The organism is Opitutus sp. GAS368 (assembly GCF_900104925.1).
GTDB lineage: Bacteria > Verrucomicrobiota > Verrucomicrobiia > Opitutales > Opitutaceae > Lacunisphaera.
Genome location: NZ_LT629735.1, coordinates 3,914,443 through 3,927,952, shown reverse-complemented (window position 1 = coordinate 3,927,952; position 13,510 = coordinate 3,914,443). Strand labels below are relative to the sequence as shown.

Annotated in this window: 13 protein-coding genes and 1 tRNA gene; 9 read left to right on the top strand and 5 right to left on the bottom strand. The window is 66.3% G+C overall.

The genetic code is table 11. From position 1 onward, the window contains the following. Positions 1-23: 23 nt before the first annotated feature. The 3 genes from BLU29_RS16735 to BLU29_RS16725 form a co-directional block, all read right to left on the bottom strand. Positions 24-332, bottom strand: coding sequence for a tetratricopeptide repeat protein (locus BLU29_RS16735; protein WP_091060346.1), 309 nt, complete (start codon positions 330-332; stop codon positions 24-26). A gap of 72 nt (positions 333-404) precedes the next feature. Continuing rightward, complete coding sequence (locus BLU29_RS16730; protein ID WP_091060344.1) at positions 405-1,118, bottom strand: protein phosphatase 2C domain-containing protein; 714 nt, start codon at positions 1,116-1,118, stop codon at positions 405-407. A gap of 32 nt (positions 1,119-1,150) precedes the next feature. Beyond that, positions 1,151-3,235, bottom strand: a complete 2,085-nt coding sequence (locus tag BLU29_RS16725) for a helicase C-terminal domain-containing protein (RefSeq protein WP_091060342.1) — start codon at positions 3,233-3,235, stop codon at positions 1,151-1,153. A gap of 226 nt (positions 3,236-3,461) precedes the next feature. Between BLU29_RS16725 and BLU29_RS16720 the strand changes: the two genes are divergently transcribed. Both BLU29_RS16720 and BLU29_RS16715 read left to right on the top strand, forming a co-directional pair. Next, positions 3,462-5,699 carry a cation-translocating P-type ATPase gene (locus BLU29_RS16720; protein WP_091061248.1) on the top strand — a complete coding sequence of 746 codons (2,238 nt, stop codon included), beginning with the start codon at positions 3,462-3,464 and terminating at the stop codon, positions 5,697-5,699. 59 nt (positions 5,700-5,758) lie between these two features. Beyond that, positions 5,759-6,199 (top strand): transposase, encoded by a 441-nt coding sequence (locus BLU29_RS16715; RefSeq protein ID WP_091060340.1) that lies wholly within the window; start codon positions 5,759-5,761, stop codon positions 6,197-6,199. A 160-nt stretch (positions 6,200-6,359) separates the two neighbouring features. Here the strand turns inward: BLU29_RS16715 and BLU29_RS16710 are convergent, their stop codons facing one another. Beyond that, positions 6,360-6,890, bottom strand: coding sequence for a L,D-transpeptidase (locus BLU29_RS16710; protein ID WP_255401296.1), 531 nt, complete (start codon positions 6,888-6,890; stop codon positions 6,360-6,362). 22 nt (positions 6,891-6,912) lie between these two features. Between BLU29_RS16710 and BLU29_RS16705 the strand changes: the two genes are divergently transcribed. The 7 genes from BLU29_RS16705 (at position 6,913) to BLU29_RS16675 (ending at position 13,144) form a co-directional block, all read left to right on the top strand. Then, positions 6,913-7,941 carry an aspartate-semialdehyde dehydrogenase gene (locus BLU29_RS16705; RefSeq protein ID WP_231962261.1) on the top strand — a complete coding sequence of 343 codons (1,029 nt, stop codon included), beginning with the start codon at positions 6,913-6,915 and terminating at the stop codon, positions 7,939-7,941. Between the two features lie 105 nt (positions 7,942-8,046). Beyond that, a tRNA-Val gene (locus BLU29_RS16700) sits at positions 8,047-8,120 on the top strand. 117 nt (positions 8,121-8,237) lie between these two features. Continuing rightward, positions 8,238-9,092 (top strand): hydroxymethylbilane synthase, encoded by an 855-nt coding sequence (gene hemC / locus BLU29_RS16695; protein WP_231962260.1) that lies wholly within the window; start codon positions 8,238-8,240, stop codon positions 9,090-9,092. After that, complete coding sequence (locus tag BLU29_RS16690) at positions 9,085-9,864, top strand: uroporphyrinogen-III synthase (protein ID WP_091060331.1); 780 nt, start codon at positions 9,085-9,087, stop codon at positions 9,862-9,864. Before hemC ends, BLU29_RS16690 begins: the two co-directional genes overlap by 8 nt. A 189-nt stretch (positions 9,865-10,053) precedes the next feature. Next, positions 10,054-11,148, top strand: a complete 1,095-nt coding sequence (locus tag BLU29_RS16685; RefSeq protein ID WP_091060329.1) for a DegT/DnrJ/EryC1/StrS family aminotransferase — start codon at positions 10,054-10,056, stop codon at positions 11,146-11,148. Positions 11,149-11,246: 98 nt separating this feature from the next. Then, positions 11,247-11,918, top strand: a complete 672-nt coding sequence (locus tag BLU29_RS16680; RefSeq protein WP_091060326.1) for a phosphoribosylanthranilate isomerase — start codon at positions 11,247-11,249, stop codon at positions 11,916-11,918. Between the two features lie 179 nt (positions 11,919-12,097). Beyond that, positions 12,098-13,144, top strand: coding sequence for a purine nucleoside permease (locus BLU29_RS16675; RefSeq protein WP_157693954.1), 1,047 nt, complete (start codon positions 12,098-12,100; stop codon positions 13,142-13,144). Between the two features lie 79 nt (positions 13,145-13,223). Here BLU29_RS16675 and BLU29_RS16670 read toward each other — a convergent pair whose 3' ends face one another. Continuing rightward, positions 13,224-13,490, bottom strand: coding sequence for a hypothetical protein (locus BLU29_RS16670; protein WP_091060321.1), 267 nt, complete (start codon positions 13,488-13,490; stop codon positions 13,224-13,226). Between the last annotated feature and the right edge of the window lie 20 nt (positions 13,491-13,510).

Sequence of the window (13,510 nt, the reverse complement as noted above, 5' to 3'; positions counted from 1 at the left end):
CCTATCGCGGCATGAAGCCGCTCCTACAGTTCGGAAAGTATCGCCCGCAGTTCCCGTTCCGGGTCCTCGTGGGCCTGCACCACGGCGAGCTGCAGCGCCTGTTCCAGCCAGGGTTTCGCCTCGGCCCGCCGGCCGAGTCCGAGAAGCGTCTTGCCGAGCAGGATGCGCGGCATCATCCAGTCGGCCTTTCTGACCGCGCAGAATTGCAGGTGCTCCAGCGCGCCGGCTGGCCGGTCCTCGGCCAACAAGGACTGGGCGAGGCTGAAGCGAAAAAGCTCGTTGTCCGGCTGCGACGCGACGAGCGCCGCGAATTGCTGGGATCGGGGATTCATTTGTAGGAGCTTGCTTGCCAGCGATGCTGAGCGGTCGCCTGTAAACAGGTTCCTACACCAATCCGCACACGCTCAGTCGAAAAACAGCACGACGGCCGTGGAATTGTCCAGACCGCCGTGTTCGTTGGCGCGGTCGACGAGCCGGCGGGCGGCGGCCTCGGGGTCCGTCGCGTTGGCCAGGATCTCCGCGATCTCCTTGTGGTCCACAAAGCGCGAAATGCCGTCGCTGCTGAGCAGGTAGCGGTCGTGCGGCAGCACGGTGTGGACCGTGCACTCGGCCTCGAGCGGCGGCGGCTGGCCGATGCAGCGCGTGAGGGCGTTGCGGTTTTCCATCAGCAGGCCGATCGGTTCGCCGCGGGCGGCGCGCTCCTTCAGCTCGTTCTCGATGGTGTGGTCGTTGGTCAGCTGCTCGAGGGCTTTGGCCCGCAGGCGCATGGCGCTGGAATCGCCGACGTGGCCGATGTTCAGCTTCACGCCGGTGACATGGGCGAAAGTCAGGGTGGAGCCGATGCCAAACTGCGGGCTCAACACCCGGCCGAGGCGGAAGACCTGGTCGTTCACCTCCGACAGGATCCGGGGGTAGTTGAGCTTATGCCCGGCCGCATGGCTGGTGAAAATTTTCTCGAGGGTCGCCACGGCCAGCTGGCTGGCCTGCCCGCCCGAGGGCAATCCCCCGATCCCGTCCGCAACCGCGTAGAGCTGGTGGGTGTCGTTGCACAGAAAACTGTCCTCGTTTTCAGGGCGCACGCGGCCGACGTCGGTATGGGCAAAGGATCGCAACTTCATTACAGGAGGGACAGCCTAGTGGCAGCTTTGGCTCAAGGGAAAGGTCTAAAAATACGTTCCCGGTCGGACCGGTCCATGCGCTCGTAACCTTCCGTGGGCAGGGAGCCGAGGAATTCGCGCCCGTAGGTCTTGGCGAGGACCCGGGAATCCAGGATCGTGACCGTGCCGCGATCGGTCTTGTTGCGGATGAGGCGGCCGACGCCCTGCCGGAACTTGATGAGCGCGTCGGGCAGGGTGAGCTCGTTGAAGGGGTTGCCGCCGGCATCCCGGATCCGCTCGCATTTGGCCTCGGTGATGGGGTGGGTGGGCGGATCGAACGGCAGGCGCGTGATGATGACCTGCGACAGGGCCGCGCCCGGCACGTCGACCCCGGTCCAGAAGCTGTCGGTGCCGAAGAGCACGGCGTTGCCGAGCGTCCGCATCTGGTGCGCCAGCTCCGTGCGCGAGAGGTCCGCCCCCTGGATGAGGAAGGGCCGTCCGGCCGCCCGCCAGCCGGGCTCGAGCTCCGCGGCCACCGCCCGCATGTCGGTATAGCTGGTGAAGAGCACGAGCGAGCCGCCGCGCACTTTGGCGGTGCAGAAGCGGATGTAGTCCGCGAGTGTCTCGAGCGCGAGCTTCGCCTCCTGGGGCGAGGGCAGGGGCACGTCCGTGGCGACGAACACCCGCATGTTCCTCTCGAAATCAAACGGCGATTTCACGGCGACGGCCTCGGCGGTGTCCGCGCCGATGCGCCGGGCGAAGGGCTCGATGCTGGCGCCCATGGCGAGCGTGGCGCTGGTGCAGACCACGCTGGTGCGGCAGCCGAAGAGGTGCTTGCGCAGCTCGGGCGCCACGTCGATCGGCGCACTGCGCAGCGTGACGATAGTCTGCTTGCGCCCGCCGCGCTCGACCCAGTAGACGTGCCCCTTGTCGCCGAGCGTGAGCCACTCGGTGAGGCCGGCCTGCAGGCCCTTGATGCGCTGCTGCTGCTCGAGCAGCTCGTCGCGCTCGCGGCCGTCCTCGAGCTTGTCAGCCAGGGCGCCGAGCAGCCGGTGCAGCGCGCCCAGCGGACCGTCGAGCATCGGCTCGGCCACGCCGGTCTCGCGCACCCGGACGATGGCGCGCTGCTCCAGCAGGCGCGTGGCGAGGAAGCCGAAGAACTGCTGCGAAGCCTCGAGGGCGTCGAACACCAGTTGCTGGGCCGCGGCGCCACCGTGCTTCCTGAACAGGCCGCGCTTGGTGCGCGGGTTGAAAAGATATTTCAACGCCCGGTCCAGCCCGTAGCTGCTGAGCGAGAGCCCGAAGTTGTCCGTGGCCACGTCCGGCACCGTGTGCGCCTCGTCGAGCACGAGAAAGTCGTCGGGGAAGAGCACGCCGCGAACATCGGTGGTCGCACCGTGGGCCTGGGCGCCGCCGGCGTTGATGAGCGCGAAGAGCAACGCGTGGTTGACAATGATAACCTGGGCGGTGCGCAGCCGGACGCGGGCGCGCTGGTAGTGGCACTTGGTGTCGTCGCAGTGCTTGCGCGAGCAGGCGGAGGAATCGGCGTTGACGGCGTCCCACACCTCGGGGCGCGGCGGCGGCTTCAGCTCGTGGCGCAGACCGGTGGTGGTGGTATCGGCCCACCCGGCGATGCGCTGCAGCTCCTCGTAGTCGGCATCGGCGAAAAGGCTGGCGCGATCCGCCAGCGCGTGGCCGAGCCGGGTGGGGCACAGGTAGTTCGCTTTGCCCACGAGCACGGTCGAGCGGAAATCGGCATAGCGGGCGAGGTTGGGCGAACTCTTGAAGACCCGGCGGCAGATCGGCAGGTCCTTTTGCTCGATCTGCTCCTGCAGCGAAATGGTGTGCGTGGAGACAATCAGCTGGCGCCCCTGGTCGACCGCGTGAATGAGTCCCGGAATCAAATAGGCGAGCGATTTGCCGACGCCCGTGCCGGCCTCGAAGAGCAGCGGTTCGTCCCGGTGCAGCGATCCGGCCACGAAGCAGGCCATCTGCTCCTGCTCGGGGCGGTGCTCGAGGTTCAGCGCGTCGCACAGCGCCCCGGTCTCGGCGAAGACCCCTGCGGCCAGCTTGCGCATCCGGCTCGGCTTGGGGCCGCCCGCGGTCGCGGTGCTACCGTCGTCATTGAGGCCAATCATGGGTGCTGAAAGAGCGCTTTAATTCCAGTGGTGCAAGGCAAGATGCGGGCAACCCATTCGCCGTTTGACGACGGTCGAACCGCGGTATTTTGGGTGGAACCGGGCCTCCGGACCGGTTTTCCCGGCGTTCGCTCAACCAACCCGTCCGGAGGCCGGGTTCCACCTTGGGCAACCCGCCTGCAAATCAATTTGCGAGACCGCTGGGCCGGGCCATGCTGTGACGGTCATGACCACACCGACGACGAGCAACTGGACCGAGGACCTCGTGCGCTTCCTGTGCGAACAGCCCGGCGTGGGCGCCGTGCGCCTCGATCCGGCCACGCGGCAGGTCTCGGTCGCGACCATCGGACAGGTGGACCTGGCCGACCTCGAGACGCATCTGGCCGCGACCATCGCGGCCGTGGAAACCCGTTTTGCCGACCAGCCCGCCCGCCTCGCGGCGCTCGGTTTCTCACTGCGACGTGACGGGGGTGCGGTGGTCATCGGCCGCAACATGGGCCAGACGGCCGAGAAGCTCTGGCTCTGGCGCGAAATGGAATGGCCCGAGATCAAGGCCGAGCCGACCGCCGAGGATCAGGAGTGGCGCACGCTGGCCGTGCTCGCCGCCGTGTGCGCCGCCGCGGGCATTGCCGGCTTGCTGGCCGCGTATTTTGCGCCCGGATTGCCCTGGCTGGTGAAGGGATGCTTCCTCGTCGGCCTGGTCGCCGGCGGGTGGGACGCCGCCATCGATTCTTGGGCGAACCTCCGGAAGCGCGAGATCGACATCCATTTCCTGATGCTCGCCGTCGCGATCGGCGCACTGTTCATCGACGCCTGGGGCGAAGCCGTGCTCCTGCTGTTCCTCTTTTCGGCCTCGGGCGCCATGGAGGAATTCGCGCTCGACCGGACGCAGCGCGAGGTCAGCGCACTGCTCAAGACCACGCCCAAGCGCGCCACCGTCGTCGGACCCGACGGCGCCGAGCACGAAGTGGCGGTCGAGGAACTCCAGTTGAAGCAGCACGTTCGTGTGCGGCCGGGCGGGGCGTTTCCCGCCGACGGCACGGTTGTCACCGGCAAAAGCGCCAGCGACGAATCCAACCTCACCGGCGAAGCGGTTCCCGTGGAAAAGGGCCCGGGTGATCCCGTGTTCAGCGGCACGCTCAATCTGTGGGGCGCGCTGGACTTCGAGGTCGCGCGCCTGCCGGCCGAGAGCACCCTGCAGAAAATCATCCGGCTCATCCAAACGGCGCAGAAGCTCAAGGCGCCGAGCGAGCGCTTCACGGATAAGTTCGGCACCGGCTACACCTACCTCGTCATCGGCGGGTCGTTGGCCATGTTCCTGCTGTGGTGGCTGGGCTTCCATCTGCCGGCCTTCACCAATACGCCGGAGGCGCGCTCGGCCTTCTACCGGGCCATGACGCTCATGGTCGTGGCCAGCCCGTGCGCGCTGGTGCTGTCGATCCCGTCCGCAATTCTCGCCGCCATCGCCTGGGGCGCGCGGCACGGCGTGCTGTTCCGCGGCGGCGCGGCCATCGAGAAGCTGGCTGACGTCAATGTCGTCGCCCTCGACAAGACCGGCACGCTGACCACCGGAGAGCTGGCGGTCGTCGGCTACGAAAGTTTCCCGGCCGGCCGCGAGACCGAGGTCATGGAGCTGGCTTACGCGCTCGAGGCCAGGTCCGAGCACCCGCTGGCCCGGGCCATCGTTCGCGATGCGAAAGCCCGCGGCATCCGCGCCATCGAGCTCGCCGATTTCCAGAACATCGTGGGACAGGGCGTGCGCGGCAACTACGACGGCGGACACGCTCTGCTCGGGCGGCGCGAGCTGCTTGAGGCCGGCCCGCTCGCGGGCTGGGCCACGAAGCTGCCCCCCGCCTCCGCCGATCTGTCCGAGGTATGGGTCGTCGGAAAGGATTTCCTCGGCCGGGTGTTGCTGCGCGACCAGATCCGCTCCGAATCGAAAACCGTGCTGGCCGAGCTCGCCCGGCGCGGCATTCGCACGGTCATGCTGACTGGCGACCGCCGGCAGGCCGCCGAGGCCGTGGCGCGCGAGCTGGGGGTCAGCGAGGTGCGGGCGCACCTGACGCCGGAGCAGAAGGTCGCCGCGATCCAGGAGCTGCGGTCGTCTGCCCCCGGCCGCAAGGTCGCCATGGTCGGCGACGGCGTGAACGACGCGCCGAGCCTGGCCGCGGCCGACGTCAGCGTGGCCATGGGCGCGCGCGGCAGCGATGCGGCGCTCGAACAGGCGGAGGTCATTTTGATGCACGATCGCATCGAGAATTTCCTGGCCGCGCACCGGCTCAGCCGCCGGGCCAAGGCCATCATCCGGCAGAACCTGACGATTTCGCTCGGCGTGGTGATCATCATGGTGGTCGCGACGGCGTTCGGCGCCGTGCCGCTGGCCATTGGCGTCGCCGCCCACGAGGGCAGCACGCTGGTGGTGTGCCTCAATTCCCTGCGATTGCTGTTCGGAAAGAATGGGTAGGGCGGTTTGTGTAGGGGCGCCGCTTGACGGCGCCCGCGACGACCGCTGATACTCCCGCGATGGAAGCGCGACCGTTTCCCGTTCGCAAAACGGACAATCTGCGCCGAGGCAGGATCACGGCGGCCGGCGCGCGCTATTTCGTCACGGTCGTCACCGAGGGACGAAAGCCGTGGCTGGCGGTTCCGACTGTGGGTGCGGCCGTGTTGGCCATATTGAGGCTCTGGCAGGAAGAAGGCCGCGGGCTGGTGTTGACGGCAACGGTCATGCCGGATCACGTCCACACCCTGTTTGAACTGAGCGATACCCTGACCGTGGGGCAGACGGTCGCGCGCTGGAAAACAGCCATGCGGAAGGTGGTGGGATACGCCGAGTCCTTTCAGCGGGATTTCTGGGAACATCGATTGCGCGAGAAGGAGGAAGTGGATGATTATGCGTTGTATGTCTTTTTGAATCCATATCTTGCCTGGTTGCTGCCAGCAGACTCGGTCTGGGCTGGTTGATGGGCACCCGTGCCGCGGATGTTCAAGTTTACCGCCGCTCTGGATGCCAGCGGAGCACCGCCGCGAGAATGGATCGAGTGGCCCGATGAGCGTTTTGCCGGACTGGCGCACGGCGAGTAGTTCGCGGGCGTCGTCAAGCGACACCCCTACACGAGCCATCTCAATCCTCAATCCACACCAGATCGCCCACCCGCACCTGGTCGAAGAGTCCGATGATCTCGAGGTTGTTCATCTCGATGCAGCCCGCGCTGAAGGGCCGGCCGAGGCGCTCCTCGTGGTTGGTGCCGTGGATATAGACGTAGCGCTCGTAGGTGTCGACCGACTCGCCCGCGGCGTTCTGGCCGACATTGTCGCCCGGCTCCAGGCCGCGGAGCCAGAGAATGCGCGTGGTGATGAGGTTCTTGGCCTGCTGGGTGGCGTCGAGTTCGGAGAAATGCTTGCCCGTGCTGACCCGCCCCTTGAACACGATGCCGGGTGGCGCGCCGGCGCCATGCTTCTCTGCGATAGTGTGCAGCCCGCGCGGCGTGCCGAGGGAATCCTTCACATTCGAGGGCGGACGCAGGGAAGTGGAGATGACGTGGCTCTTCTGCAAAGCACAGTCTTGGAAAAACATCAGGAGCTGCTGTGCGATGGAAACGGCTATGACACGCGGTGTGGGCTTGATTCCCTGCGCCGCGCACCTTTGTTTCACCCGTTCCAATATTTCATTCACGGTGAGCAATAATTCCTATCGGGTCGGCATCGTCGGGGCCACGGGAGCAGTCGGTCAAGAGCTGATTGCCTTGCTGGCGGCGCACGCCTTTCCGCTGACGGAGCTGCGGCCGCTGGCCTCGGCGCGTTCCGTGGGCAAGAGCATCGAGTTTGGCGGGAAGAAAATCGCGGTGCAGGAGGCGACCCCCGAGGCGTTCGCCGGCCTGAACGTGGCGTTCTTCGCGGCGGGCGGTGACGTCACCAAGGCGCTCGCGCCCGAGGCCGTGAAGCGCGGCTGCCTTGTCATCGACAAGAGCTCGGCCTTCCGCATGGACCCCAACGTCCCGCTGGTCGTGCCCGAGATCAACCCGCAGGCCCTGCGCAGCCACAAGGGCATCATCGCCAGCCCGAACTGCTCGACCGCGGTCGCGCTCATGGCGCTCTACCCGCTGCACCAGGCGTTCGGCCTGAAGCGCGTCGTCTTCTCGACCTACCAGTCCGTGTCCGGCACCGGCGCCGACGCGATTGTGGAACTGGAACAGCAGGTGCAGGCCTACGCCGCGAAGCAGCCGCTGCGGCACGAGGTCTATCCGCACCAGATCTTCCAGAATCTGATCCCGCACATCGACTCGTTCGGCAGCGACGGCTACACCGGCGAGGAGACCAAGATGCGCGCCGAGACCCGCAAGATCCTCGGAATGCCCGACCTGAAGGTCTCGGCCACCTGCATTCGCGTGCCGGTGGTGCGCGCCCACTCGGTCGCCATCCACGCCGAGTTCACCAAGCCGGTTTCGGTCGAGGCCGCCCGCCAAGCCATCGCGGCCTTCCCGGGCGCCGAGCTCATCGACGAGCCGGCCAGGAACGCGTATCCCACACCGCTCGCCTACAGTCGGAAGGAGAAGTGCGGTGTCGGCCGCATCCGCCTCGATACGGCGCTCGACAACGGCCTGGCCCTCTGGGTCAGCGGCGACAACCTGTGGAAGGGCGCCGCCCTCAATGCGCTCCAGACCGCCGAGAAGATGATCGCACTGGGCCTGCCGTTGCGGGCCTGAAGGTGGGGCGGTGACTCCGCTCACCGCCTTGGCGCGGAACGGAGTCCGCGCCCTACCAATTCTCCCTTGCGAGGCCGGGGCGATTGACGTTTCTTGGCCCCCTTCGGACGCTTAGCTCAGTTGGTTAGAGCACCTCGCTTACACCGAGGGTGTCGGGGGTTCGAGTCCCTCAGCGTCCAGTCTTCATTCGCAGCGCAGCGAAAGTGAAGACTGTCGCGCCGAAGCTTGGCTTGCCAAGTGCAGGCGGACTTGTTCGCTGCTGTTTCGACTCGGCAAGCCATTCTCCATCCATCCCTTTGAAAATCATCCTCGCCACGCGCAAAAGCCCGCTTGCCCTCGTCCAGGCCGAGCAGGTGGCGGCGCGGCTGACGGCGAAAATTCCGGGCGCCCAGTGCGAACTGCTGAAGGTCGTCACGACCGGCGACAAGCAGGCCGAGTGGTCGCTCAGCAAACAGGGCGGCAAGGGGCTGTTCACCGCCGAGCTCGAGCAGGCGCTGCTGCGCCACGAAGCCGACGCGGCCGTGCACAGCTGCAAGGACCTGCCCGGCGAGAATTCGCCCGGACTGGTGGTCGCCGGCTTCCTGCCGCGCGAGGACACCCGCGACGTGCTGGTGCTGCACGAAGGCGTCACTTCGCCCGCCACCATTGCGACCAGCAGCCCGCGCCGGCAGCTGCAGGTGAAGGCGCTTTTCCCGGCCGCGGTCTTCACCGAGATCCGCGGCAACGTGGACACGCGCCTGAAGAAGATTGCCGCCGGCCAGGCCGACGCGACCGTGCTGGCCGCCGCCGGCCTCAACCGCCTCGGCATCAAGGGCTGGCCCGGGCTGGTGTTCCGTCCGCTCAGTTTCGCGGAGAGCGTGCCGGCTGTGGGGCAGGGGGCCATCGCCTTGCAATGCCGGAGTGGCGATGAGGCGCGGTTCGCCCCGGCGCTGGATGCCGCCACGGCGCGCTGCGTCACGCTGGAACGCGCGTTCCAGGCGCAGTTGGGCGCCGGTTGCCAGATCGCCTTCGCCGCGCATGTCACCGGCGACAACCTGCATTTCTTCCACGAAAAGACCGGGAGTCACACGCTGCGACTCACGGCAGCGGATTTCACCGAACCCCGCCGCAGCGCGGCCCGGATACTCCAGGAACTCGGATTCCATGTCTAAACCATCCCTCGCCGGCCGCCGCATCGCGCTCACCCGTCCCGCCGCCTCGTCCGCCGACTGGCGCACGCGCCTGGAGGCGCTCGGCGCCGAGGTCGTCGAACTGCCGCTCATCGCGGTCCGCAAGGACGTCAACCTGCACACGCTCAACGAGGTCTTCCAGGAGATCGGAGGCTACGAGTGGATCATCTTCACCAGCGTCAACGGCGTGAAACACTTCTTCGAGGAATTCCACCGCGTCTACGACGACATCCGCGCCTTCGGGCTGATGCGCATCGCCGTGGTCGGCGAGGCCACAGCCGCCGCCATCCGCGAGCAGCACCTGCGCGTCGAGCTGCAGCCGAAGAAAGCCAACGCCGAGGAACTCGCCAAGGCCCTCATCGAACGCGAGGGCATGGACAGCGCCAAGGTCCTCGTCGTCACCGGCAACAAGAATCGCGATATCCTCGTCCAGAAGCTCGAGGAAGTCCGCGCGATCGTGGACATCCTGCCGGTCTACAAGACGGAGGAAACCGACCTCGCCGCCGACCCGGTCGCCGGCGATTTCCGCGCCAAGGGCGCCGACGCGATCCTCTTCGCCAGCCCGTCGGCCGCGCAGTCCTTCTTCGACCAGGCCGCCGCGCTCAAGCTCGCCGCCAGGGCCCGGCGCCCTCTCGCGGGCAGCATCGGCCCGAGCACGACCGCCACCATGAAGCAGCTCGGCCTGCCGGTGGACTTCGAAGCCGCTGACGCGACGCTGGAATCCCTGGTCGCGGCGTTGCTAAAAAAACTTTAACCGCGGATTACGCGGATGAACACGGATGGATTCCCCGTCATCGGTCATTCCAGCAAAGCGAAGGATCTAACACGGTTCACACTGGCGGCCATGTCACTGGATTCTTCGCTACGCTCAGGATGACAATTGCGGGTGTTGTCTTGTCTAATCCGCGTTCATCCGCGTAATCCGCGGAGAATCGAATCCCCCATGAAAGTCCCTTTCCTCGATCTCAAGCTCCAGCACCAGGCCATCCGCACCGAGGTGCTGGCGGCGCTGGCGGACACCTACGACAACACCCGCTTCTGTCTCGGCAAGGACGTCGAGGATTTCGAGAAGGCCTTCAGCGCCACGCTCGGCTATCCACGCACCCTCGGCCTGAACAGCGGCACCTCACCGCTGCACCTCGCCTCGATCTGCGGCGGCTTCGGCCCGGGCGACGAGATCATCACCACGTCGTTCACCTTCGCCTCCAGCTGCTGGGGCATCAGCTACGTCGGCGCCAAGCCGGTGTTCGTCGATATCGACGCGGACACGTGGTGCATCAGCCCCGAGGCCATGGCCAAGGCGATCACACCCAAGACCAAGGGCATCGTGGTCGTGCACATCTTCGGCCAGCCGGCGCGGATGGACGAGATCATGGTCCTTGCGAAGCAGCACAAGCTGTTCGTGGTCGAGGATTGTGCGCAGGCCGTCGGTGCCACCTACAAGGGTGCGCCGATCGGCGGCATCGGTGACTGCGGCACGTTCAGCTTTTACCCGACCAAGAACCTCGGTGCGTGCGGCGAGGGCGGGGCGTTCGTGTCGAGACACCCGGCGGTGATGGACCATGCGCAACTGCTGCGGGTGCATGGCTCGCCCAAGCGCTACACCCACACCGAGGTCGGGTTCAACTTCCGCATGGACGGATTCCAGGGCGCGGCGCTCAACATCAAACTCAAGAAACTCGCCGGCTGGACCGCCCGCCGCCGCGCCATCGCCGCCCAGTATCGCGCCGGCATCAAGCGCAGTGATGTCCAGCTGCCGGTCGTGCCGGCCTACGGCGAGTCCGTGTGGCACCAGTTTACGCTGCTGCACCCCAAGCGTGACGACCTGCGCGTGCACCTCGACCAGGCCGGCGTCGGCACGGAGATCATTTATCCCGGCCCGATGCACCGGCAGCCCTGCTATGCTTCGCTGGGTTACGCCGCCGGCAGCCTGCCGGTCGCCGAGAAGACGAGTGCGACCTGCGTGAGCCTGCCCATCTTCCCCGAGCTGACCGACGCGCAGGTCGAGCATGTCATCAAGGCGGTCAATGCATTTTAGCCACAGAGTTCACAGAGATTGCACAGAGGCCACAGAGAACGGTTTGGCTCTGTGCCCTCGGGTATTCCTCAGTGTTCTCTGTGACTAGACCCTTTCGCATGATCAACGGCATCAGGCTCAAGGTCTGCGGCATCACCTCCTTGGTGGACGCCGATGCCGCTGACGCCGTCGGGGCGGACGGCCTGGGCTTCATCTTCCATGCCAAGTCACCCCGCACCCTCGCCGCGGCCCAATATGCCGCGATGAAGGAACGCCTGCCGCTGCGGAAGAAGGTCGCGGTGTGCGTCGGGCCGTCGGCCGCCGAGCTGGCCGCGCTGGACCGGCTCGGTTTCGACTATTTCCAGATCCACTTCGCCACGGAAACACCGGTCGCCACGCTCGCGGCTTGGAGCCAGCTGGCCGGGCGCAGCCGCCTGTGGCTGGCGCCGAAACTGCCGCCCGGTCAGGACGTGAAGCCCGAGTGGCTGCCGTTCGCCGATACCTTTCTCCTCGACACCTTCCACGCCGACAAATTCGGCGGCACGGGCGAGACCGGCGACTGGCCCAAGTTCAAGCGCCACCGCGAAGCACATCCCGGGAAGACCTGGATTCTGTCCGGCGGACTGACCCCGGAGAACATCGCCGCGGCCGTGACCGCGACCGGCGCGAAGTTCGTCGACGTGAACAGCGGGGTGGAACAGGCCCCGGGCATCAAGAGCCCGACCAAACTCCAGGCCCTCGTGCTCGCGCTGCACAACGCGACCAAGCACGACAACCCGTCCTATCGCTGAGGACAGGGATTCAATGCAAACACCCGTCATCGTCATCCTGAGCCGGGCGAAGGATCCAAGCGGTCATCATGGCTCGCGTCGACACCGTGGATCTTTCGCCGCGCTTCCGCCGTCGCCAGGCCATCGCGGACGGGCAAAGTGACGGACATGGTTGGCGCAGAATTAGCTTAGTCTTTCTTATGAAACCGCCCCGCCTGCTGATCCTTTCCCTCTCTGCCTTCTGCGCATTGGCCGCGACCGGCCGGGCGGAACTCATCAAGCCAAAGGTCATGATCCTGACCACGTTTGAGGCGGGAGCCGACACCGGCGACGCGCCCGGCGAGCTGCAGTATTGGGTCGAGCGGGAGCATCTCACCAAGTCGATCGAGATCCCCGGCGTGGCGCATCCGATTCTCTACAACGACTCGGGCGTCTACGCCATGGTCACAGGCACCTGCAATCGCAGCGGGCTCGCCCTGATGGCGCTGGGCCTCGATGCACGCTTCGACCTGAAGCAGACCTACTGGTTGACGGCCGGTATTGCCGGGGTGGATGCCGACAAGGCGAGCGTCGGCAGCGCGGCGTGGGTGCAGCGGATCGTCGATGGCGACAACGTGCATGAGATCGACGGGCACGATGCGCCGGCCGACTGGCCGTACGGCATTTTTGCCTATGGCAGCACCGGGCCGCTCGATCCTCCGGGCCAGCACGACTGGAGCCAGAAGCCGATGGTGTTCGAATTGAACCCCAAGCTGGTGGCGTGGGCCTTTGCCTTGACGAAGGACATTGCGCTGCTGGACACGCCGGAAGTGGAAAAATTCCGTGAGACTTACACCGGTCAGCCTGTCGCACAAAAGCCGCCGTTCGTGTTGCTCGGCGACACCCTCGGTACCGCGCGCTACTGGCACGGGCCGGCGCTCACCGCGTGGGCCAACAATTGGGTGAAGATGTACACGCAGGGGAAGGGCAACTTTGTCATGACCCAGTGCGAGGACCAGAGCATCGGCTACGCGATGTACATGCTGGGCAAGGCCGGCCGCGTCGATCCGCTGCGGCACCTGGTGTTGCGCACGGCCAGCAACTACTCGACACCGCCGCGCGGCGCCTCGGTGGTCGAGAGCGTGCTTTCCGGCGAGTCAACCGGCACGGCGGTCGCCGCCGACTCGTGCTGGCGCATCGGCGCCCCGGTGGTACACGAGATTCTGAAGCACTGGGATCGCTACGCGACCACACGGCCGGGGGAATGATTTTCGGAGGGCTCAGCTCCTGCTGAGCCGCGGCCCGGCGGGAGCTGGGCCCTCCAAGAGCCGGAACGACAGGAAGGAGCTAACGCCGGCGCGAGCGTTTACCCCTGGCTGGCTTGTGCCCGTGCAGCATCCACCAGGAGCTGCCGATGATCAGGGCCAGCCCAACGGCATAGTCCTGGTGTTCGGTCAGCACCCGGGTCTTTCCGTCGAAGCCGGTCTTCAGGTAGGTGAGACCGGTCTCCGTTTTCCCCGCCAGGGAAACACTGTGTTCGTAACCCGCATAGAAAAACCACAACCCGCCAACGAAGGCGGCGAGGGCGATCAGCAGGTGAAGGAAGCGTTTCATTCTCTGGCTTCGCGGGACGG